This window comes from Ruegeria sp. CDSA077, assembly GCF_059612265.1.
Map to the genome: position 1 here is coordinate 74,867 of NZ_JBXWQG010000010.1, position 22,734 is coordinate 97,600.

Genomic DNA, 22,734 nt, shown 5'->3' on the forward strand with positions numbered 1-22,734 from the left:
TGCAAACCGCCTAGCCTTAGATCCAGTAGGACAGCGCCAGCGGCAAAGCGATGATCGTTGTCAGGGTCGAAACCAGTATGAACCCGGCAACATCGGGGCCGTATTCCGGCACATGCTGGTCTATGAACAAATAGGTCGCCACCGATGACGGCATCAAACAGCACAGGATCACCGCGCCGCGCTCAGCGCCTGTAAAGCCGAAGGCCCAGACCAACCCGCTGGCGATTGCAACTGCCATCACCAGGTGCAAAGCGGTCAGTATCACCGCACGCCCAAGGCGGTTGACCCGAAGGCTGGCCAATGTGTGGCCCAATGTCAGCAGCATCAGCGGGATGGAAAGCCCACCCAGGATATCGAATGACTTCGCAACAGGCTGAGGCAGGCTATAGCCGCTGGCCATCAGCACCAGCGATAGGACCACCGCATATATGATCGGCGAGGTGGCGAGCTTTCTGGGCGAAAACTCTTTGGCTGGTATCCACATCCCTACAGTGAAGATGCTGACAAGAACGACCACTACAAATGCCATCGTATAGGCCATCCCCGCATCGCCTAACGCAAGCAAAGTGATTGGCAATCCGATATTGCCCACATTCCCATGCATCAGAGGCGTCAGAAAGGCCCGCGCCGGTAGGCGCATAACCTTCAGCGCCGCAAATCCCAGAACACCAAACCCGGCAATCGCCAAAACCGCAGCGGCCATCACGTCCAGAAACGTTCCAACAGCGATCTTTGTGGCCGACAGATGCGAGATGATCAGTGTGGGATATCCAACCCGCGAAACGATCGCGCCAATGACCTTGTTGTCAAAGGGCGTTTTAGTCAACGCCAGTGCATACCCAGCCCCGGCACAGATCAGCACCGGCAACACCACATTCAGTACGTTCAGAAACAGATGCTCCAAGCCATGTCTTTCTCACAGTCCTTAAGCCTGGAGATTGAAACATAGTCCTGGCTTTCGCAAGTCAGCGGCCTATGGGCAGGCTGAGATTTCCGCAACACCGCCTTTTTATGCCGCCATACATTGTTTCGGGTTCTTCCCTTCCCGCTTTCCACAACATATAGTGGCCTGCAACAACGTGTACGCAAACACGGTGAGACTTGGGAATACAGGCATGGCACATATTATCGTAGTGGGGAACGAGAAGGGCGGCGCGGGCAAATCGACTGTGTCGATGCATGTGGCCACCGCACTCGCCCGCCTGGGTCACAAGGTCAGCACCCTGGATCTGGACCTGCGGCAACGCAGCTTGGGACGGTATTTCGAGAACCGGAATAGCTTTCTGAAAAGCGCGGACCTGACCCTTCCCAGCCCACGCCACCATGACCTGCCCGAAATTGACGCAAGCACGCTGAAACCCGGCGAGAACATCTATGACCACCGTCTGTCAGCGGCCGTGTCCGAGCTAGAAAGCGATAGCGATTTCATCCTGATCGACTGCCCCGGCTCTCATACCCGTCTCAGCCAGGTGGCGCATTCGCTGGCTGATACGCTGATCACTCCGCTGAACGACAGTTTTATCGATTTTGACCTGCTGGCACGCATCGATTCAAAGGGTGAGAAAATTCTGGGCCCGTCGGTCTATTCCGAGATGGTCTGGAACGCACGCCAGCTGCGCGCGCAAGCCGGCCTGAAGCCCATCGACTGGGTCGTTGTGCGCAACCGCGTCGGTACCCAACGCATGGTCAACAAGGAAAAGATGCAGCGCGCGATCGAGATGCTGTCGCAGCGCATCGGCTTCCGGGTTGCTTCGGGCTTTTCCGAACGCGTTATTTTCCGAGAGCTGTTCCCGCGCGGGCTGACCCTATTGGACCTCAAGGATATCGGGATCAAACAGCTGAACATTTCGAACATTGCAGCACGTCAGGAATTGCGCGACATGATGAAAGAGCTGAACCTGCCGGGTGTTGAGATCGATTTTTAGAGGCTTTTTACGACGGGTAGACGGACTATACTGCCGCTCACCTGGAAAAACGAAAGTCCGTTTCTGGCAATCGTTTTAGCTTCAGAGCCCTTGTTGGGCCTAAGCTATCACTGCTTTCCAATACTCAGGGTAAACTCGAACGAAACCAAATCCATCGACAGTCAAATTTGCTTCGTATCCACTATTGATCGAAGTGTACCTATAGGTATTCTCGTTCAGCCGCTCATATCGTTGCTTCAGCGGTTTGAATGTCCAGGTTTCATCATCCAACCAAACAGCAGTGAACTCTGCCTGATCTCCAATCCCTAGCTGGAGTCGCTTGATCGCATTCGTGTTCGTGGCCGGTGTAAACCCAAGATCGATGTCGAGCAATTCATCAACAGCATCCACAACTTTGTCATTCGAGGTCCATGTACCATCGTCTTGCTTCACTAAAACAAGATCAACCCTATCTGCCCCAATCCAACGCTGTACGGTGGCGGCGCTACACTCCCATTCGTCATTACAGGTCACGGAATAAGCTATTCTGACAGGAGAATTTTCAACTACGTAGACAGCCATGCCCGAGATTACGCGAGACGTTCCGTTACGGTTAACCGAACAGGCTTCTGTGCCCACGACATCAATCCGTCGCCACATTGTACTTCGCATCATCGCCTCAACCATCGCTATTGCTTTGCTTGCCCCATAGCGGACATTCATGCGTGTTTCAGCATAGGTCAATCAGGGCTCTCTCCAACCGTTCTCGGCGGCGTGCATGAACGGCTGGGTCAGTGTTGTCAGAAGTCGAACGAGCTAACCGCTGTTCCTTGCGATGATGAAAGCAGTCGAACCCGTTTCGGGACGCCACTTTTGTTCAATTTCGAACCCATGAGCTTGCATACGCTCTACAAGGATTTCTTGCGTCAGGACGCGGATCTTGGGCAATAGGCCGATGGTCCCGAGAGCTGGTATGACGAACTTCTCGAGACCTTCCAGGCAGACCGTCGAGCTGAAGAACAGGCCACCTTCCTTCAAGGAACTGCGAACACGATCCAGTGTCGCGTCAAGATCCAGTACCAAGTGCAGGATCGACATAGCCAGTACGGCATCATAATGTTGACCCTTCGCCGGAATAGGCCAGCACTCGAACGCGCTGACTTCAAAGTTGATGTTCTTGCTGCCCTGCGCGTCGGCTTTTTCCCGGGCGATTGAGATCATTTCGGATGAATAGTCGATGGCGTCGATATGGGCGACTTTTGGGGCGTGAATGAGCGCCGTCGTACCTGTGCCACAACCAAATTCCAGGACACGATCTTGGGGGGACAGGTGTCTTGCAGTGATGTCCAGTTTGTATTCATACGCGGCTTGGTTTTGGACCGGACGGCGGGCATAGGATCTCGCCATCAGATTCCAGAACCGGGTGGGTTTGATGAACATATCTAATCCTTTGGTAGGGTGCAGCAGACGCGATGATTTAGCTGGCGTCTTGAATGTCGAAGACTTTTTCGAGGGGCTTGTCGAATACACGAGAAATCAAGATCGCCAGTTCGAGCGTTGGCGAATACTTGGCATTTTCAATGGCAACGATGGTTTGTCGGGTGACTCCAACCTTTTCGGCGAGTTCTTTTTGCGTCATTTCATCTGCGTCAAAGCGTAGACGTCTAATGTTGTTGGTGATCCTGAGCTTGCCCATGGATCAATATCCCCGCCGATAGCTAGCAAATTTGACAATATCTGCTGACAGGGATCCGAAAGCCATTCCGAAATAGATGATGTTGAAGCCGGTGAGCGCTGATGCGTTGAGAGCCATGGCGACGACAGCTGAGACAAAACCCGCACCCGCGAAGATAATGATGGCGTAGCTGCCACGGCGCTCGAACATCTTGTCACGTTCATCAACGACGAAGCTGGGTTTGGGTTCGTGTGTAACAATCGCAAACCCAATGTTGAACAGTATGGTGCCGATGATGGTGGCCACGACGCCCAAGGGGATCAGCCAGATCACCATGCGGGCCCAGTTGTTTACAGCGTCTGGGCCATCAAACAATCCAGAGGCATTCATATCCAGAAGCCGTGAAACAACAAATGCACTAACGGCGAGGTTCACGAAGATCGAGACGACCGTATTGCGATCTTGGTAGGTCATTTCTGAAATCCCTATTGGACAGTACACTTCTAGTGAGTCGATTATTACTTACATCTTGTATGAAATATTATACCCAGTGTCTAAAATAATGTACTTTACTATCGAAGCGTAGTTGCAGCTTGTGCTCGATGATGGGCATCTACGACTCCAACTGGAGTGCTGCGCGTTTGCGACTGGCCCAAAGGTTGTGTCGCCAACTTTTCGAAGACTAGAACCAGCATTATGCTAGACCCAATTATCCTGCGATCTCAGCAAACATCCGAAAGCCAGAGGTTGTATTACTAGAGAATTGTTTCTTCCGGATCATGTTGACTACCTCAATGCCATCCAGTGTGGCTGAAGCTGATCTAAATGGCTTGAACCCACACATGTGCCGTACGCGTCATCTAAAGTTTGCGACACAACCCCTTCGCTTCAGCAGCGGCAACTTTGGACGATATCGAAGTCCCTCACATAATCCGCAAGGGGCAATTCACACCCGGATTCTGTCCGTTTCGGCAGTTCGCCGAGCTCGCGGCCTAACTCACGAGCGATTGCTGAAACCGCTCGGCAGGTTCAGAACTTTGTAACAGAACCGTTCGAGTGCTCGAAATAGTTAAGAATCACCTGGGTCAAAGGCTGCGAATGCGTGGCAAGAAAGGTATGAGGTTCGTTCTGGGAAATCTCAGGGAAAACCTGAGCCCCTAAAATCACGACTCAATTCGACGTTGAATCGCGTCAGCTTCGGATACAAGCTAAGAAAGAGCGCCAACTGTGGTCAGAATCTGCCTCAAACGTGTCCATAAGTGGGGGGAAGCAAGGCAATTTTATGTATCCCCGCTGCAGCCTTGACTAAACTTCCCGCGTACCGCTACGTCATTAAGAAATTATGAAGGTTGTATCAGTTTTTGCGAAACAACCTTGAGTAAAACGAGAATCAATAATCAGAAGTTTGAGGTTAGGAAAATGTTAAATCGGGTCCTGAAAACTACCTCTGGTGCGTTGATGTTGTCCGTCGCGACCATGGCAAACGCTGAAACTGTTCAATTGAACAGTTTAGACGGCGGAATGACTCTGACCGGAGAGCTAATAGATTTTGATGGCGCCAATTACGAACTCCGAACGGTGGTTGGTACAATCACGGTTGACGCTTTCAAAGTTGAATGCATTGGCGAAGCCTGCCCCAGTCGGAACGAAGGTCCGGTCGAATATGGCATTTCTGGTTCTTCTCGCCTGGTCGATGTCTTATTCGCTGATCTTACGACGCAATTCGGTGAGGAGATTGGCGGCACTGCTTTGCGCTCTGAGGAAGAAGGTGTCGATAAGCTACTGCTCCGTAACGAACTAGGCGAGTTTTTGGCCGAAGTCTCCTTGATGGGTGGTGACTCCGCAGACGGGATCAAACAACTGGTCGATGGAAACTCAGCACTGGCAGTGACCACACGCCCTGCTCAACCCGACGAGCTGGCGAGCGCATCGCAGGCTGGACTCGGGGATATCACCACGAGTGAAAACGAGAAAATTTTTGCGCTGGACGGTCTAGTTGTTATTACATCGCAAAGTAACCAACTGCGGGCAGTCGCCGAACAGGATCTAGCGCGAATATTTTCCGGAGCCATTTCCAACTGGAGCCAGATTGGTGGGCCCGATGCCCCGATCCAGCTTTACATGCGAGTGCCTGAAAGCGGAACTGCGTTGGTTTTCAATGACCTGATCATGAACCCCGTGGGCGCAACATACGCGAGCGATACAAGCTTTTTCGAAACAGACACGGAATTGGCTGCAGCAGTTGCTTCTGATCCGCTTGGTATCGGAATTACCAGCCTCGCAAGTGCTGATGAGGCCAAGGTTCTTGCAATTCGCGGTGTTTGTGGAATTCAGGTTCCAGCGACACCTTTCACCATCAAGACAGAAGAATACCCGCTTAGCCGACGCTTGTATGCATATACCGGCAAAACTGCGCCAGCACAGTTGAACCGCTTCATGCAATTCCTCGAAAGCGAAAAGGCGCAAGAGACAATTGATGCTTCGGGCTTTGTGTCACTTGGTGAATCCCTGCAAGGCCCCAATGAGCAGGGACTACGCTATCTTGGTGCAGTTATGCCAACCGATGCAGAGGTTACTCTGAAACAGTTGCAGGAAATGTCGGCTGAGCTGTCCGGTGCGGACCGTAGTTCTATAACCTTTCGGTTTGCATTCGGATCCTCTCGCCTGGATACGCGGGCACAGGACGACATAAGGCGCCTTGCTTCGTTGCTTGCCAAGGAAGAAACCACAAACAAAGAACTTCTTTTGATCGGATACACAGACTCTGTCGGTGCTGGCGGATCCAACCGGTCACTCAGTCAGCAGCGTGCCAAACAAGTTAGCAATGCGTTGCTACAAGCAGCGCCTACCAACAGCCTGGACGGGTTAACCATCCGAACTCTGGGTTATGGTGAGATCTCGCCGCTAAGTTGCAACGACACTGAGAATGGTCGCCGTATCAACCGCCGAGTGGAAGTCTGGTTGCGAGACGTTGTCACCACATCCCAGTAGCGAAGCGCCAACGCAGCTTCGGAACGGGAATACAACGGTCAGTGACCAAGACGATAATTCAATGGAGTAACGTCGTATGAGAATGCTCGCAGTATTGGCCAATGTTTTCCTACTGCAATTGTCAGGGGCGGCTGTCGCGCAGGAAGACCCATACAAAACCGCAGTAGACAGCTGGCTCAATGGTAGCGAGGCCGAAGGCCTGCAAGGTTTGTCGGAAGCGGCCAGTCAGGGGAACACGTCGGCGCAAATGATCCTTGGTCAGATCGATCGCGATACTGTACCTGGAGGATTTTCCGATTACTTGATCAATCATCAGGCACGAGACCAGCTTCTTCGTGCACCGGATCCCGATAAGGGAACCGTAAACTGGTTGCTTGCTCTGAGCAATCCTGCCCTACAAAAACACGGCGAAGCCATCTTTGGATATCGGGTTGGTCGTCAGCCAATCAGCAATGCGATAGCACTGCAAACTCATGGTGAGATTGAAGGCGCCGAGTATGTACTGTGGAATACACTGAATAACGGCCGTTTTGATCTGATCAATTCCATGCCTTCAGAAAACTACGGCCTGTCCGAAGCCGGTTTTCTCAAGTGGATCGAAGCTTATATGGCGCGGGAAAACAAGGCGATCACGATGCGGGCCTTTGTGGAAGAATCCAATCCCAAACGTGTTTCGGGGTTGTTGGGTCTCAAACGACTGGCACGGCTGTTGAACCTCAATCAGCATTTTTCCGACGAAGCCAACCAGTTCACGACAGTGATGCTGGGCCGGGGCTCGGACTTGCCTGAAAGTGTCGATTTGGTTCGCTTGAACGAAAGCATTTCCCGCATCAGTGAAACCGATAAATACTTGGACATAGTAAAACGCTACTGCGACTCATGCGAAGGTGAAACAGTAGACTACGATTGCGTGGTTCAGGCTCTGGAAATCATAGGTGGCTACAAGACGCTGATGTCCATCCGCACCCCAGTTGAGGGGTCAATTGACCAGGCTACATTCATGAATTCTAATCGTGCGGTCGAAATCTTCGCGCAGTTGGTAAACAACATGCGTCGCCACTACTCTCGTGGCATTCGATCGTCTTGCATTGCCGCTAATCTGAAAGCCAAGATCTAACATATAGCTAAAACAAGGTTTGATTGAGATTATCACATGTTTGAAGGCGTCGTGAACCTTTGCAAAATAGCTTAACCGTTCAATGGTTCCGGTTCCGGTAAAGCAAAAGTAAAACGTTTGTATGTACTGACTTCCTACGCTGACCAACTTGGATCGAACAGTGTGCATACTGGAAATCACGAAACAAACGGACTCGCGTAAAGAGTGTGTATAACAGAGAAACGTTTTGTGATTGGAAATTGAATAATTCCTGATGTGCAAGGGACGATAACGGACGGGACGAGGCATGGGCAACGTAATGAAACTAGTAACGACTGGTGATGAAGATACGGGTCAGATGATCGGAGCCTCTTCCGCAGATGATCTCCCTGCCGGCGCCCGGTTGTTGCATGGTCAGTACAAAATTGACCACTACCTGAACAGCGGCGGCTTCGGCATTACCTATCTGGCCAATGACAGCCTCAACCGCAAGGTAGTCATCAAAGAGTGTTTTCCAGCCATGTTCGCGCGCCGACAGAATCTGCTGGTGAAGGCTCGTGTGCAAAAACACAAAGAAGATCTTCGCCAGATTGTGCGGCACTTCATCAACGAAGCCCAGCGCCTGGCAACTATGGATCACCCCAATATCGTTGGTGTGCACCAAGTCTTTGAGGACAACGACACTGCCTATATGGCACTGGACTTCGTTGAAGGCCCGGACCTTTTGGACGCAATCGACGACGCTGAAACCCAGCTGGACGAAGCCGATGTCATGTCGATCCTGCGGCAGATTCTGGATGCGGTCGCATTTATGCACAAGCAAGGGATGTTGCATCGGGACATATCGCCTGACAACATTCTGGTCGGACCCAACAAGATACCTGTATTGATTGATTTTGGTGCTGCGCGTGAGCAAAATAGGAAAACAAACCGTGTTTTGTCTGCCTTACGCGCAGTCAAGGATGGCTATTCCCCACAGGAATTTTATGTCACTGACGGCGTGCAAGGGCCGTTTAGCGACCTCTATTCCTTGGCGGCAACATTCTATCATGTGATCACCGGAGAGCGCGCGCCAGACAGCCAGACTCGGGTCTCTGCGATTGCCGAGCAAAAGCCCGATCCATGCAAACCTTTGCAGGGGCGCTTTGATAAGTATGATGACGTCTTTCTCGAAGCGCTCGACAAGGCTATGTCGGCGATGCCAAAGGATCGCTTTCAAACCGCTGATGAGTGGCTCGAGGCGATAGATCACTTGACCGAACCGACCGCCGTTGAACAGGATGTTAGAGTTGCGGTCTCTTCATCCGGCGGAATCAACCGTGTCGCAATAACCGGCGGGCTGCTGGCATTTGGAGTTGTAGGTGCCGTAGTCGGCGTGCTGGCCATCGGAGCATTTTCACCATCCTCCGAGCCACAAGCAACGCAAGAGGACGTTTTGGCTGCCGAAGCTGAAGCCCGCGCCCAAGCTGAGATCGAAGCAGCGGCGACGGCAGAAGCAATCGCAGATGCCACCGCACGGGTCGCAGAAGCCGAGGCACGACTGGCCCAAGCCGAAGCCCGCGCGCAGGCAGAGACCATAGCGCGTGCTGAGGCCGAAGCCGCAGCTCAGGCAGCGGCTCAGGCCGAAGCCGAAGCCCGCGCCAAAGCGGAAACTGAATCGGAAGCTCGTGCACAGGCTGAGGCCGAAGCGGCTGCTCAGGCGGCTGCCCAAGCCGAAGCCGAAGCACGTGCCAAAGCCGCTGTCGAGGCAGAAGCACGCGCGCAAGCCGAGGTTGAAGCGGCCGCCAAAGCCGCGGCAGAGGCAGAAGCCCGCGCGCAGGCCGAAGTCGAAGCGGCAGCCAAAGCCGCAGCAGAAGCGCAAGCCCGAGCACAGGCTGAGATCGAAGCAGTCGCAATGGCGATGGCAGAGGCAGAATCGCGCGCGCAGGCTAACGATGAAGTTGCTGCTAAAGTGAGCACTGGCGACACAGATCAGGCGAATGTCGAAGCTGATACTACCACTCAAATCGTTCAGGATTTAGGGCCGACTTCAGTGAAGTCTGAATGGAAGGTTCTTTTGCCTTTTGTAGCGTCGGCGGATAGTCCCGATACTGTGGAATACGTCGCTAGCGAGGCCCCGGTTTGGGTTCACGCGGGGCTGCGTATTGACTCTGTCAATGGGATTGAAATCAATGATCTGAACTCCATCGCTGCCGTTCTACTTCAATCTGGGGCTACTCCTTCGCAAGAGGGAACCATGGATGTGACCATCGGGCTTTCTAACCCAAGAGACGGTGTCGAAGTGCGGGACGTTACTCTGGGTGTCGTACAAGACACGACCTTGTCGAATGGCGTCGTTTTTCAAACTCAATATGCAGAGAATGGAAAATGGGTTACGAGCGTGGCTCATGTCCCAGAAGATGTAGGCCCAGGCACAACTCTGAAACCGAACGACCAGCTGACAGCATATTTTCCGACAGATGAAAATATCGATGGGCAAGATACGATTGCTGATCTTCTGCGAGCAGGTTTGAATGACGACCAGACTGACTTCAAGTTCACGGTCAGGAGAGGCACTTCTTTGTGGCTGGCGGACTTGCACTACGTGGGCAAGTAAAAGAGAGATCATGGCTGAACGCAGTGTGCGCGTTGACCACGCCACATTGAATAGGTGGGTTGTGAAAAAGCATAAACTGGTTCTAGTCTTTCGAAAAGTTTGCGACGCATCTGTCTGGGCGTTCGTCACAGACGAAGATAACGAAACCGGTATGTTTCATTTCACCGTATATGGAGAAAGTGAGCCAAAGCTCTCTGAACAAGTCGGTGTTCTGAGCAGCGGAATGCTTACCAGCCTTGCAATGAGCAAGCTATGCGGTTCCATTCGCGATTGGCGCGAAGTCCTAGCCTGTTGTCGGCACATTCATTCACTGAGATTGTGACTTTGCTAACGCAGCATGAAGGCTGCGCCACGGACGCGGCTTCGAGCCGAGACTACTGTCATTCGATTTGTGACCAAGTATTTACGCCGAGTGTGAATGCTTGGAATTTTGCGGATTATGGTCGTCGAATTGTGGTTTCTCTTTTGAATTTCGAAGTGCGCGGTACTCGATAGGCGATCGTCCGTAGACCCGTTGGAATGCACGATAGAAGTTGGAGCGTGCCAAAAACCCTGATTGAGTAGCGATGTTGGCAACGCTTTCATTAGTTTCTGCAAGCAACCGGGCCGCATGCGTCAAACGGAACTCGTTCACGTATTGCGACATGTTGGTTCCTTGAGTTCTGTTGACAGCAGACGACACAGTGCGGGCCGGAAGGCTTAAGCGCTTGGCAAGTCGTTGGACAGTTATGTTGGGGTCCAAAAAAAGCTGTTGTTCATCCAACAATGCCTGCAGTCGTTCTAGGACTTTCGCATCTTCAGTATTGGCTACTGGCGCTGCGTATGACACCGCGTCGGCTTTGGAGAACATCACTGGGAGCGTGATTGACGTCGCAAGAAGAAGAAAGATCAACGGAACAGTTCCGTAAGAAATCAGCATTGAGGCATTGGCGCCCTTGTTGAATGCAAAGTCGATTGCGATCGCGCTATCCAAAACCAGTACAAAGACAAGAAATCCAATGCCGCGTAAAAGCCAGTTGGAAAGCGCCTGGGTGACATCGACCCGTGCTTGACTCAGTGCGTCGGGCCCCTTCCGCCAAAGTAAGAAGAGAGCGACGCAATAATACGAGTAGCTGGCACTGATTACCCAATCCATACTTCTCAAGTCGCTGGCCAAGAGCAGATACAACCCAATCAAAATGAAAGGCGCACCTAGGTGCATCATGACGATCTTGGCGACGTCGTGCCTTTCGACAGCCATCGATGCAAAGCTCAGATACAGGAGCGGTCCGAGGAACAAGGGCAAACTGCGTTGCAGCGGGATCAACTCCTCGACTCCATAGCCAAATCGCAGACCGACCAACAGGGATGAGAAGGCGCCCAACCCAAAGAAGGCCGAGAACAACATGTTGGCCAGACGAAAGCCCAGATCCAGCCGCCAAGCCAGCATGGTAAGCACACCGCAAAGAAACGCTGTCGCCAGCGGCAGGGGGAAACTGATCAACCCGGGGCTGTCCATTTGTCCTCTTTCTATCGAGACCTGTCCTCAATCAGGATCAAGGACAGGTATAGGCAGTGCAAAGCATTGTTTCAAATAAACCTACGGCTCAGCTTTGACTTATCTTGAATGATGATCGGAGCTTTCGATGAGACAATCTTCTCACCTTCTTGCAGGATTCTTAGCTATGTTCGCTGCCACGGCATTTGCTCAGCCCTATCGGGCTGCAATGACAGAACTGAAAGTCGCCGACGTTGAGGGAGAACGCGATCTGTCTGGATTTATTTGGTATCCAACAGATGCAACTGGACCAGAGACTTACGACTTCGAAAGTGAAGTGTGGGTGGGGACAAAAGTCGTGAAAGATGCTGCGCCAGTGACCAGCCGGTTCCCACTTGTTGTCTTATCTCATGGTATGTTTGGCAACGCTTACAATCAGGCGTGGCTTGCCGGTGCGTTGGCACGACACGGTTACATTGTGGCCGCCATCAGCCATCCTGGTACATCAACCTGGTCTCGCGACCCCGAGCTGACTCGGCAATTATGGGAGCGGCCAAAGGACATTTCCCGTGTCATTGACCATGCAACCGGTTCGTCTGATTTTGCGAGGTATGTCGATACAGACAGAATCTATATGGCGGGACACTCACTGGGTGGCTTTACGGCTGTTGCCCTTGCCGGCGCGCGGTACGACGCGGCTGGGTTAAATCTGTTTTGCGACACTCAGCCAAACGAACTGGCTTGTGGCATCCTTTCGGGTTGGAAAATCGCGCAAACACCTGAAGATCGCGCTCAGATGGAAGCTGACCTGTCTGATGCTCGGATCAAGGCATTTGCAGTTTTTGATCTTGGCGGAACACAGAGCTTTTCCGAAGCGAGCCTTCGGAAAATTGACCGACCGATGTTGGTCCTTGGGGCGCCGATCATGAATTCTGGTCTGACCCTCGACATTGAATCCCGTGCCCTGATTGCCGCGCTACCCACGCAGAATGCACGCTATATCGAGCCCGAGACGCTATCGCATTTTGACTTCCTGGGTCGCTGCAAGCCCGGAGGCTACGAACTGCTCGCAAGAGAAGAACCGGGAGACGAAATCATCTGCTCAAATGGCGGCACAGCACGTGCTGCCAAGCATGAGATGATCATCGACGCTGTTACGGATTTCTTTTCGAATTCATAACCGTGCGGAGGCGGAATGGTATGGTGAATCCTGCCTTCCGCCTTCGCCTCCTGTCATGATCGCATAAACCAGTTTAGGCGACACCACCGTCGACAACTTGCTCGGGATATAGCTCCGCCCAATCTGACAAAAACTCGGCTACGGCATCTTGGCTTGCCAGTTCTATGGCACGGCGCGGAAGAGCGACGCCTTCCCGCAATGCTAGACTCAGGCACCGAGTATAGTCGCGGTCTAAACGCTGCGGGCAGTTCTCCGACCCATGAATAACTGTAGACAGAAGTGTTCCTCCATAGCCGTTCACATGTGTCAGGTCTGGCTTTAACGACAGAAGGTACTCCATGACGTCTGGCAAGCCCTCCCATCCGGCAACCTGCACCGGTGTCAATCCTTCGGTATCTGGACGGTCATATTCAACTCCTACGGCGACCAGTCGTCGAACGTGATCCAGTTTTCCCGGGATGTGCAATATCATTCGAATGATATTGCGGTAAGCGTCAGGTATCTTGTCTGGGTCAAGGTTGCATGGCGGCTGAACGCCATCGGCAACGGCACTCAATGTAGTTTCGATTTCACTCAAGGTCGTATCTGCGCCGCGCTCTTCGAGCATCCTCGCCAAACTGACATTTCCAAATACCCGCGCATAAGCATAGGGCGTAGTGTTTTCAAAGGGCCGATTCAGATCGGCTCCATTTTCAAGAAGAAGCTCGACCATATCTGGCGTGGCCATCCTTCGCGCCGCCTGGTGTAGCGCAGGGACGACCCACGGTGCCTCGCCGCCAACATGCGTCCCGTCAAATTCATCTACTTTAGCCCCGTGGTCGAGAAGCATCTGAACCGCCGTTGTGTCATGGAAGTCCATCGCGCGCAGCAATGCGTTTGTCCCCTTCGGGTCGGCGCCATGATCCAGAAGCAGTTGCAATCCCTTATGATGACCCAGCTCGGTTGAGTGATAAAGGCTCTCGCCGTCGTTCGGATTTGCGCCGTTCTCCAGCAGCCATTGCCCAAGAACCATATTGTCCGAATGGCCTATGGCGAAGTAGAGCGGTGATAGCTTGTAGTCGTTGCCATGGTAGACCGGCGCACCAAGATCAACATCAGCACCAGATTCCAAAAGGGCATTTGCGATATCAAGCATGTCATTGGCCAGCCCGGATGCGCGATGAATCCACTTGGACCGGGCGAGGATCGTCAAAGGCGGCGCCAGATCGCCAATAAGCTGGGTCGCCAGTTTCGGCGTTTGGTTGAGAAATTCCAACACATCCGACTTGCGATAAAGGGCCAGACACAGCCCGAAATCTCTGTCAGCCAGATCGGGCGCGTCAGCCAGAAGTTGATCAACAGCCGTAAAATGACCCTGAGCGAGAGCCAGTTTCAGGCGCTGCCGTTTGGCGGCTCTGTCCATGCCTAGTAGTTCGGCTGCGAACTTTAAGGCAGGCCAGGTCGGAAAACTGTTCTCGCACGCAATTACGTGCAAATAGTCCGAGTGCCTGAGTGCTGTTGCCTCCGGTCGAGGTGGATAGTTTGCGATGCGTTGACGGGCGCGTAATTCGCCTGCTTCATAGTCTTTGCGAAGTGCTTTGGCATCGCGGCGCAATTGGTCCAGGGATTTTGTCATCGGTGTCCTCACTTTTGGCTCGATGGTCCGCTGAATCCGAGCATGAGACATACCGAAATAAGGCTGTCGTATTGTTGATAGAGATGCCGATGACAGCTTTCCGCGGACCTGGAGGCTTTCCCTAGAAGCATTCTTATCATAACCATCCGAAGCAGCACCCGCAAGATCGGCTTGAGTGGATGACACTGATGCGAATGACCGCAAAACGAAGGCCGCGGCGCAGCGACTGACCAGATCGTCGATGTCGGCTCTGGGCCGTAAGATAGGTCGTGGAATCTGGGCAGGGGCTTACGCTGCGCCTGCTCCGAGGTCTGTAACGAGCCCAAAGTTGCAAATGCTGCTCAATACACGAATGTCGGTTCAGCGGATCTTGCGTTTAGCAAATACCCGACAACACCTCTCGAATTCTTACGGTCGCAAACTCGAAGAAAGCGTGAACTCGGGCGCTCCTGCGGATATCAGGATGAGCCAGCATCCAGAGGTTGGAATCAAACTTTTCCTCAGGATCGTGGACGCGAACAAGATCAGGGTAAGCTTCGCCCAAATAGCATGGCAGTGCTCCAAATCCGAGGCCGCCGCGAACCAGGTCGAAGACACCCATCAGAGAACTGGATACTGTCACCGGCGCTTTCTTGGCTTTGTGCTGCAAGGTGATCTGGCTCATCGGTGATTGGTTGAGACTGTCGTTCAGTCTGATCCATCGGTGCTCGTTTGTGGGCTGATCTCGCATTGTATCGAGGTAATCTCTACTCGCATAAACAGCATAGGCGAGATTGTTCAGATTGCGACCGATCCAGTGTTCCGGCGGGGCGCTTGTCGGGCGCAGTGCAATATCTGCGTCACGCTGCATCAGGTCGAGAGGGCGCGTGCCGGACAAGAGCCGCAATTCTATGTCGGGATATTTCCGTTGAAACTCTGAAAACACCTGGGTCAGACAGTGGAGCAATGTATCCGTTGTCGTCACCGTCAACGCGCCTGCCAATCGCAGGTCCTGGCCACCCAACTCCCGTTCGATACTGTTCATGCCATCGCGCAGCTGAAGCCCGTTTCGGAAGAAGTGTTCCCCAGCCGCTGTCATTATATAGCCGTGACTCAACCGTTCAAACAGAGTGACACCTAACCGGGCTTCAACTCCTTCAATCCTGCGAAAAACGGTCGAATGGTTGACCCCCAACTGGCGCGCCGCGCCAGACAGGCTGCCTGCCTCGCATACGGCAAGGACAAAGGGGACATCGCTCCAGTCGATTTTCTGTGCATTCATGCAAGCTCTCCTTGCCTGAACTGTGAATTATTTTGCGCATTGTAACAAGCTATCTGTTGTTCAAGCGAACATTGGAGACACGAAATGCATACTTCCCTGAACTTGCCCAAGCGTGTTGGTTCCAAACCGGAAACCACACATGGCCTGCCGCACGCCCAAGTCACCCAGCACGGTCCTGATGACATCGTTGACCAGATGCGCGACTGGGCGTTTTCCCTGCCCGGTGTTGATGAGGCGCACAGCCTTGTGTCGGTTCCAGGTGCTCGCGCGATGGTCATGCAAGACGGTGCCGCCTGCAATCATGATGCCTTCATGATCGGGCGCGAGATCGCCCACATACACCCCAAACCCGACAATGGCAGCATGCATGTGCAACTGCCCAAGACTGACGCACTGGAAGTGGTCGATAAAGGATGGGGTGAACATCACACCCTAGTCGATCTGGGCCGCCGTCCCGTTGGGTTGGTCATGGTCTATTCGCCACGTAACGAGGCCGAATTGGCCATCATCAAATCCATCCTTGGCCGGTCCTACAAAAATGCCACCGGCAAAGAAATCGCAGCGTAGCCCCCCCAACCCATAAAATGGAGACTCCAATGAAACACATGCTCATGAGTGCTGTTGCAGGATTGCTTTTTGCAAGTTCTGCGGTGGCAACAGAAATCGAAACAAAGTCGCTCGAAGAACTTTACGCCGAAGCCGTTGCCGAAGGCGGCGAGCTGGTCATCCGCGCAGGCGGCGATAAGGATGATCAGGCTGATTACTATCTGGATATGTTCAAAGAGCGCTTTCCAGAAATCAATGTCACGCACAGCGTTGATCTGAGTTTCTATCATGCATCCCGCTATGACAATGCACGAGAAGACGCCAGCAAGGCAGGAGTGCCGGATATCATCCAACTGCAAACACTGCATGACTACGACTACTATGCTGAGCGCGGATTGCTGGAAAGATACAAGCCAAAGAACTGGGAGAAGGTCTACCCGGATTATAAAGACCCACACGGGCGTTGGATCGGCCTGTTCGGCGTGGCCTTCACCAATGTATTCAATTCCGGCCTGATCAATGAAGATGACGCTCCGCGCGATGCGCTGGATTATTTGGACCCTGCGCTGAAGGGCCAAGTCATCCTGACTTACCCGCACACCGATGACGCCGTACTGTACCAGTTCTGGAATCTGAAAGAAAAATACGGTTGGGAGTATCTGGAAAAACTCGTTGCGACAGAACCGACCTGGGTGCGCGGTACATCAATGCCATATGTCGCGATTGACAAAGGCTGGTATGGTGCGAGCTTCACAACATCCTGGGCATTTGTGCCATTTGAAGGCAGCGACACCCGCCTCGTGCTGCCGGAAGAAGATTACTTCCTGACTTGGTTCCAGACCGCGGCCATCCCGACCGATGCCAAGAACAAGGCGGCTGCCAAGCTCTACCTTAACTGGATGCTCTCAGAGGAATTCCAGGGCAAGTGGCTGCAGTTCCCGGTGCGCATGGATGTTGAATCGCCCGATGGCTACAAATCTCACCTGCACTACAACACCTCACCTGCAGACTTCCACCGGTTCATGCTGAAGCGCGATCAGGTCGAGCGTTTCCGCCTGCAGATCGAACAGCTTGTCGGTCCGGCAGAAGGCCCAGCCCCTCTGGAACTGGACTACAGCGTCAAACCATAACACCGCTCACGGCTTCGCGTTGCGACCAAAACGCGGCAACGCGAAGCCCTTCAATATCGGAGATATATCCATGAAAATCCTTATCGTAGGCGCAACCGGCCTCATCGGCGGCGCAGTCGCAAATGCCCTCTCGGCCAACCATGAAATCATCAGCGCCGGATACAGCGACGGCGATGTGAAAGTCGATCTCGGTTCTAAAAAGTCCATTGAGGCGATGTTCAAGGATATCAGCACCGTTGACGCCGTGATCAGCACCGCTGGGCTTGCCGGTTTTGCGCCCTTCAACGAGCTGGACGACACGGCTTACGATCTTGCGCTTGGCAACAAGCTGATGGGCCAGATCAACCTTGTCCGCGTTGGACAGAGACATATCAGCGATGGTGGATCGTTCACGCTTACTGCTGGCATACTGTCACGAGAACCGTTGCCGGGCTCGGTGGTGATCAGCATCGCCAACGGCGCGCTGGAATCCTTCGCCAAGGCTGCAGCACTCGAACTTGATCGCGACCTGCGGATAAACACCGTCAGCCCTGTCTTCGTCAAAGAAACGATGGAGATGATGGGTATGGATTCAAGCACGGGCTTATCGGCGGCAGACACTGCAAAGGCCTACGTTGCTGCCATCGAAGGCAATATGAACGGCGAAACGTTGGATGCGCCTGATTACGTATAACGCTATGAGCTAAGCAAACTTGCTTGGAATACAAACCTGCCGTTCGGACCGCGAGGCCGAATGGCAGAATTGTCCTGCATTGCGTAAATTCAGCCCCTGATCCTTGCTGCACTCTGTACGAATGGCGGCTTTTCCCGCTGCCCGACAGCACCATACTTTACGCTACCGCAGCATTTCCCACACCGCGAGCGCACGCAGCATGAAAACCGGACTCACAAAATGGGCTGTTACCACCAGTTGAAGCGCTCCGCAGAGAGTGGCGACAGGAGAGCCCATAGATACAGACGCAGCAACGTGAACCAATGTCTGCTGTTGCTATGCTATAGCCACAATCGGAGGGATTTTACGACCATGGGACAATTCGCCAGCTGATTGGATCAACGCGTTGGCGTCAATGCGGAAATGACGGTACAAATCCGCAATAGACCCGGTCTGGCCGAAATGCTCCACACCGTGCGGAATCGTTTTGTGGCCATGAACGGCACCCAACCAGGACAACGTTGCCGGGTGTCCGTCGATAACTGTGATCAATGCGCAGTCGCGCGGCACATCTGCCAGCAGCGTTTCGATATGTGCCTCAGCGCCCCGAATGCCATTTGTGCGCGCCCGTTGCGCTGCAGTCCAGCCGGCGTTCAACCGGTCGGCAGAGGTCACTGCCAGGACGCCGACATCCCGCCGCCCCTGGGCGATATGGCCCGCTGCCCTGATGGCCTCCTGGGCAACCGCGCCCTGATAAGCAATGACAACTTCGCAGTTCGGCCCCGGTTTGCGTAGCCAATAGGCACCGTCGATGGCCCCCTGACGGAAATCGTCATCCACGCGCTTACCGGGCTGCTCAATCGGGTTGGTCGTCAGACGTAAATAGACCGAACCGCCGGTCTCGTCGCGCAACCACGTGCGTTCATCGGGATCTCCCTCGCCATCTTTTTGCATATAGGCAAAGGCCCATTCCATGATGACCGCCAATTCATCCGCAAAGGCGGGCTCAAATGCGGCCAACCCGTCTTGCGACATGCCAATCAGCGGCGACGCGATTGATTGATGCGCCCCGCCTTCCGGCGCCAAAGTGACGCCAGAGGGCGTGCCCACGATCATGAAACGGGCATCCTGATAACAGGCGTAATTCAACGCATCCAAGCCACGGGACACAAAAGGATCATAGACCGTCCCAATGGGAATAAGCCTTTTGCCAAAAACCGAGTGCGAAAGCCCTGCCGCCGCCAGAAGCAAAAACAGGTTCATTTCAGCAATGCCAAGTTCGATATGCTGACCATCTGGTGTAAACTCCCACTTCGCGGTGGAGGGGATATTTTCAGCCTTGAAAGTGTCGGATTGATGGGTGCGCGCAAACAGTTTCCTGCGATTGACCCAAGGGCCAAGATTGGTTGTGCCGGTCACATCCGGAGAGGTCGTCACGATCCGCTCGGCCAGCGCGCTGTTGCCTTTGGACAGGTCATCCAGAATCTTGCCGAATGCCATTTGAGTCGAGATTTCACGACCCGGATCCAACTCAACTGAGGGGACGTCGATAACGTCATCTGAGTATCGGCGCGGCCCGCTGGCGAAGAAGGGCGTCTTTGCCAGCATTTTCTCAAACGCTGCCGGGTCTGCGATGGTGGCAAAGCGCTCCCATTCATCACCCTCAGTAACACCCATGAATTTCTTCCATTCGGCCATCTGAGTCTTGTTCATCAACCCACCATGGTTGTCCTTGTGGCCAGCAATCGGCGTCCCCCAGCCCTTGATCGTATAGGCAAGGAAACAGACCGGGCGGTCGTGATCTATTGCGGCGAAGGTATCTGCCATGGTGGTGACGCAGTTCCCACCCAGGTTTTCCATCAGAGCGGCCAGTTCGTCATCGCTGCGCGCATCAAGCAACGCGCTTACGTCGCCTTGATCGCCGAGGGATTCCATCAGTCGCTCGCGCCACACAGCGCCCCCCATGAAGGTCAGTGCCGAGTAGAGTTGGTTGGGGCACTCATCGATCCATTGACGCAGCTTCTCTCCGCCCGGCTCTTCAAACGCAGCGCGTTGCAGAGCGCCGTATTTGACCCGCACAACATCCCATCCGAAGGCGTCGAAGATTTGCTCGATCCGTTGGAACAGGCCTTCGCGCACCACGCCGTCCAATGACTGGCGGTTATAATCAATGATCCACCAGCAATTGCGCAGATCGTTCTTCCATCCCTCTTGCAGGGCCTCATAGATATTGCCTTCGTCCAGCTCAGCATCGCCAACCAATGCGATCATGCGTCCAAGCTTTTGCGAATCGCCCCAGGATTTGGCCTGTACATAATCCTGCACAAGTGACGCAAACGAGGTGATAGCAACGCCAAGGCCCACCGAACCGGTCGAAAAATCCACGTCATCGATATCTTTCGTGCGGGAAGGATAGCTTTGCGCGCCACCAAATCCGCGAAAGTTCTCCAACTTCTCACGGGTCTGGTTTCCCATCAGATACTGAATCGCGTGAAAGATCGGCGAAGCATGTGGTTTGACAGCAACCCGGTCTTCCGGGCGCAGGGTCTGAAAGTAAAGCGCAGTCATGATCGACACCATCGACGCCGAAGACGCCTGATGCCCGCCAACCTTGATCCCGTCAGCCTTGGGCCGAATGTGGTTCGCATGGTGGATCATCCAGTGGGACAGCCACAGCAGACGTTGTTCAATTGTCTTGAGATCAATGGACATGGTCAATTTCCTTAAGCTGCGCTGCGGACAGGGGGTCTTGGCAAGGCTTGTTCGAGATCGTGGATCACGTCGTCGACCCCCTCCAGGCCAATGGACAATCGCACCAGCCCATCGCTGATGCCATGTGCGGCGCGTTCTTCAGGCGTATAGGTGGAGTGGGTCATGCTGGCCGGATGCTGTACCAGTGTTTCCGCATCTCCCAATGATACGGCTCGGGTGATCATTTGCAGTCTGTTCATCATCACGCGCCCTGATTCCAGACCACCATCCAGTTCAAATGCAATCATGCCGCCGAATTTGGACATCTGCCGCTGCGCGACATCATGCTGCTCGAAACTGCTCAGCCCCGGATACCAGACCTTTTGCACACCGGCGGATTGCTCCAGATATTCGGCGATGGTCGCAGCGCTGCTGCAATGCCGGTCCATCCGTAATTCCAGTGTCTTGAGCCCGCGCAGTATGAGCATTGCGTTAAACGGGGCCATGACTGCACCGGTCATATCCTTCATCCCATAGAGGCGGATTTCAGTCACCAGCTCGGCCGATCCGGCTAGCAACCCTGCAACAACATCTCCGTGACCGCCTAGATATTTCGTCGCCGAGTGCAGAACGATATCTGCGCCATGTTTGATTGGCTGGGTCAGATAGGGCGTGGCATAGGTATTATCCACCACCACGTAGGCGCCGTTGGCATGGGCAATGGCTGATACAGACTGGATATCTACAAGGCGCATATTCGGATTGGCGGGTGTTTCAAAATAGACCACCTTGGTTTTTCCGCTGATCGCCGCTGTCAGGTTTTCCGGCTCCGTCAGATCCACATGGGTCACTGTCACACCGAATTTTGCCAGCCCGTGCCGCATGAAGGAAAATGTGCAGCCATAGAGCGTCTTGTCGAGAATGACCTCATCCCCCGGGGCAAGAAGAGTCCACATCGTTGCGGTGATCGCCCCCATCCCCGAGGCCAGGGCCAATCCTGCCTCTGCCCCCTCAAGCACCGCGATGCGTTGCTCCAGCAAATCGCAAGTCGGGTTCGAGATGCGCGAATAAACATGCCCTGCCTGCTCGCCCGCGAACATCGCTCCGCCTGCTTCCGCGGTTTCGAAAGCGAATGTCGAGGTCAGATGCAGCGGAGGCGTCAACGCGCCTTCGTTTTCCATCGGGTTATAGCCATGGTGAATGGCAAGAGTGGAAAAGCTGTCGGGGCGGTTGCGCATTGGGTGACTCCTTGGTTTTCAAGAAGCAGAGTATGACGACACGAGTGGCAAAATATTCCAAAAATGTCTTATACTACCTCGTTTGTAGCAGTATATGCTAATCTATGAAAAAAATAGACCGTAAAGACCAACAGATCATTCGAGCGTTGCAGCGCAATGGCCGAATGACGAATCAAGACCTGGCAGCAGAGGTGAACTTGTCACCTTCGCCCTGTCTGAGGCGGCTGAAGCTGCTCGAGCAAAATGGAATCATCACCGGCTATAGCGCCAACATAGACGCCGAGGCTTACGGGTTGCCGGTAACGGTATTCGTTCACGTCAAACTGGAAAGCCATACTGAAGCGACAGTAAAGAAATTCGAAGCAGCCATTGCGCGGATTGACCAGGTACTGGAGTGTTTCGTTATGACCGGCTCATCGGATTACCTGCTTCGTGTGGTCGTGGCTGATCTTTCAGATTACGAAAAATTCGTTCGCAGAAAGCTGCATCCTCTTGGAGGTATTGCCTCCATGGACAGCAGCTTTGTCTACGGAGTTGTCAAGAAGACAAATGTATTTCCAGTGACAGAGTAACGTTGCTTGATGAACTGAGATGAAATGATTGCGGACATTAGCGCAGATGCAGCGAAAGCTCGCTTTATGCGTCATTCCAACAAATGCTGCACATCGAGCGAATGAGTGGA

At 53.5% G+C, this 22,734-nt stretch carries 19 protein-coding genes and 1 pseudogene; 10 read left to right on the plus strand and 10 right to left on the minus strand.

From position 1 onward, the window contains the following. Positions 1-16: 16 nt before the first annotated feature. Complete coding sequence (locus AC2FLE_RS16970; RefSeq protein WP_496698493.1) at positions 17-904, minus strand: AEC family transporter; 888 nt, start codon at positions 902-904, stop codon at positions 17-19. Positions 905-1,115: 211 nt separating this feature from the next. Here AC2FLE_RS16970 and AC2FLE_RS16975 point away from each other — a divergent pair, with 211 nt between their 5' ends. Further along, positions 1,116-1,925, plus strand: coding sequence for a division plane positioning ATPase MipZ (locus AC2FLE_RS16975; RefSeq protein WP_142639130.1), 810 nt, complete (start codon positions 1,116-1,118; stop codon positions 1,923-1,925). 99 nt (positions 1,926-2,024) lie between these two features. Here the strand turns inward: AC2FLE_RS16975 and AC2FLE_RS16980 are convergent, their stop codons facing one another. The 4 genes from AC2FLE_RS16980 to AC2FLE_RS16995 all read right to left on the minus strand — a co-directional run bounded on the left by AC2FLE_RS16980 (position 2,025) and on the right by AC2FLE_RS16995 (position 4,053). Next, complete coding sequence (locus AC2FLE_RS16980) at positions 2,025-2,648, minus strand: putative glycolipid-binding domain-containing protein (protein ID WP_282022223.1); 624 nt, start codon at positions 2,646-2,648, stop codon at positions 2,025-2,027. Between the two features lie 72 nt (positions 2,649-2,720). After that, complete coding sequence (locus tag AC2FLE_RS16985) at positions 2,721-3,344, minus strand: class I SAM-dependent methyltransferase (RefSeq protein ID WP_282022222.1); 624 nt, start codon at positions 3,342-3,344, stop codon at positions 2,721-2,723. Between the two features lie 37 nt (positions 3,345-3,381). Beyond that, complete coding sequence (locus tag AC2FLE_RS16990) at positions 3,382-3,600, minus strand: helix-turn-helix transcriptional regulator (RefSeq protein ID WP_142639124.1); 219 nt, start codon at positions 3,598-3,600, stop codon at positions 3,382-3,384. Between the two features lie 3 nt (positions 3,601-3,603). Beyond that, the gene (locus tag AC2FLE_RS16995; RefSeq protein WP_271951474.1) at positions 3,604-4,053 is read right to left on the minus strand and encodes a hypothetical protein; all 450 of its coding nucleotides are present in this window, start codon (positions 4,051-4,053) and stop codon (positions 3,604-3,606) included. 408 nt (positions 4,054-4,461) lie between these two features. On the opposite strand from AC2FLE_RS16995, the pseudogene AC2FLE_RS17000 reads away from it, so the two are divergent. The 4 genes and pseudogenes from AC2FLE_RS17000 to AC2FLE_RS17015 form a co-directional block, all read left to right on the plus strand. Further along, a pseudogene (locus AC2FLE_RS17000) lies at positions 4,462-4,575 on the plus strand (IS6 family transposase); the annotation flags it as partial. 423 nt (positions 4,576-4,998) lie between these two features. After that, positions 4,999-6,570, plus strand: coding sequence for a phosphate ABC transporter substrate-binding/OmpA family protein (locus AC2FLE_RS17005; protein ID WP_496698496.1), 1,572 nt, complete (start codon positions 4,999-5,001; stop codon positions 6,568-6,570). A gap of 94 nt (positions 6,571-6,664) precedes the next feature. Further along, positions 6,665-7,687, plus strand: coding sequence for a hypothetical protein (locus AC2FLE_RS17010; protein WP_496698498.1), 1,023 nt, complete (start codon positions 6,665-6,667; stop codon positions 7,685-7,687). 298 nt (positions 7,688-7,985) lie between these two features. Next, entirely contained in the window at positions 7,986-10,262 is a 2,277-nt protein-coding gene (locus AC2FLE_RS17015; protein WP_496698499.1) for a serine/threonine protein kinase, read from the plus strand. Positions 10,263-10,665: 403 nt separating this feature from the next. Here the strand turns inward: AC2FLE_RS17015 and AC2FLE_RS17020 are convergent, their stop codons facing one another. Beyond that, positions 10,666-11,760: a helix-turn-helix domain-containing protein gene (locus AC2FLE_RS17020; protein WP_496698501.1), complete on the minus strand. Its 1,095-nt coding sequence runs from the start codon at positions 11,758-11,760 to the stop codon at positions 10,666-10,668. A gap of 166 nt (positions 11,761-11,926) precedes the next feature. On the opposite strand from AC2FLE_RS17020, the gene AC2FLE_RS17025 reads away from it, so the two are divergent. Beyond that, on the plus strand, positions 11,927-12,919 hold the full coding sequence (locus tag AC2FLE_RS17025) for an alpha/beta hydrolase family protein (protein ID WP_496698503.1): 993 nt from the start codon (positions 11,927-11,929) through the stop codon (positions 12,917-12,919). A gap of 73 nt (positions 12,920-12,992) precedes the next feature. Here the strand turns inward: AC2FLE_RS17025 and AC2FLE_RS17030 are convergent, their stop codons facing one another. Both AC2FLE_RS17030 and AC2FLE_RS17035 read right to left on the minus strand, forming a co-directional pair. Continuing rightward, positions 12,993-14,534, minus strand: a complete 1,542-nt coding sequence (locus AC2FLE_RS17030) for an ankyrin repeat domain-containing protein (protein ID WP_496698504.1) — start codon at positions 14,532-14,534, stop codon at positions 12,993-12,995. A gap of 376 nt (positions 14,535-14,910) precedes the next feature. Continuing rightward, positions 14,911-15,795, minus strand: a complete 885-nt coding sequence (locus AC2FLE_RS17035; protein WP_496698505.1) for a LysR family transcriptional regulator — start codon at positions 15,793-15,795, stop codon at positions 14,911-14,913. 84 nt (positions 15,796-15,879) lie between these two features. Between AC2FLE_RS17035 and AC2FLE_RS17040 the strand changes: the two genes are divergently transcribed. The 3 genes from AC2FLE_RS17040 to AC2FLE_RS17050 all read left to right on the plus strand — a co-directional run bounded on the left by AC2FLE_RS17040 (position 15,880) and on the right by AC2FLE_RS17050 (position 18,144). Then, on the plus strand, positions 15,880-16,362 hold the full coding sequence (locus AC2FLE_RS17040; protein WP_496698506.1) for a luciferase domain-containing protein: 483 nt from the start codon (positions 15,880-15,882) through the stop codon (positions 16,360-16,362). Between the two features lie 29 nt (positions 16,363-16,391). Further along, the gene (locus AC2FLE_RS17045; protein WP_496698507.1) at positions 16,392-17,471 is read left to right on the plus strand and encodes an ABC transporter substrate-binding protein; all 1,080 of its coding nucleotides are present in this window, start codon (positions 16,392-16,394) and stop codon (positions 17,469-17,471) included. Between the two features lie 70 nt (positions 17,472-17,541). Continuing rightward, the gene (locus AC2FLE_RS17050) at positions 17,542-18,144 is read left to right on the plus strand and encodes a short chain dehydrogenase (RefSeq protein WP_496698509.1); all 603 of its coding nucleotides are present in this window, start codon (positions 17,542-17,544) and stop codon (positions 18,142-18,144) included. Between the two features lie 315 nt (positions 18,145-18,459). Here AC2FLE_RS17050 and AC2FLE_RS17055 read toward each other — a convergent pair whose 3' ends face one another. Together AC2FLE_RS17055 and AC2FLE_RS17060 are read right to left on the minus strand one after the other, a co-directional pair. Beyond that, positions 18,460-20,835 (minus strand): thiamine pyrophosphate-binding protein, encoded by a 2,376-nt coding sequence (locus tag AC2FLE_RS17055; RefSeq protein ID WP_496698510.1) that lies wholly within the window; start codon positions 20,833-20,835, stop codon positions 18,460-18,462. Between the two features lie 11 nt (positions 20,836-20,846). Further along, a complete protein-coding gene (locus AC2FLE_RS17060; RefSeq protein ID WP_496698512.1) occupies positions 20,847-22,052 on the minus strand; it encodes a methionine gamma-lyase in 1,206 nt (401 codons plus the stop codon). Between the two features lie 113 nt (positions 22,053-22,165). On the opposite strand from AC2FLE_RS17060, the gene AC2FLE_RS17065 reads away from it, so the two are divergent. Beyond that, positions 22,166-22,624 (plus strand): Lrp/AsnC family transcriptional regulator, encoded by a 459-nt coding sequence (locus AC2FLE_RS17065; protein ID WP_281973936.1) that lies wholly within the window; start codon positions 22,166-22,168, stop codon positions 22,622-22,624. Positions 22,625-22,734 lie beyond the last annotated feature (110 nt).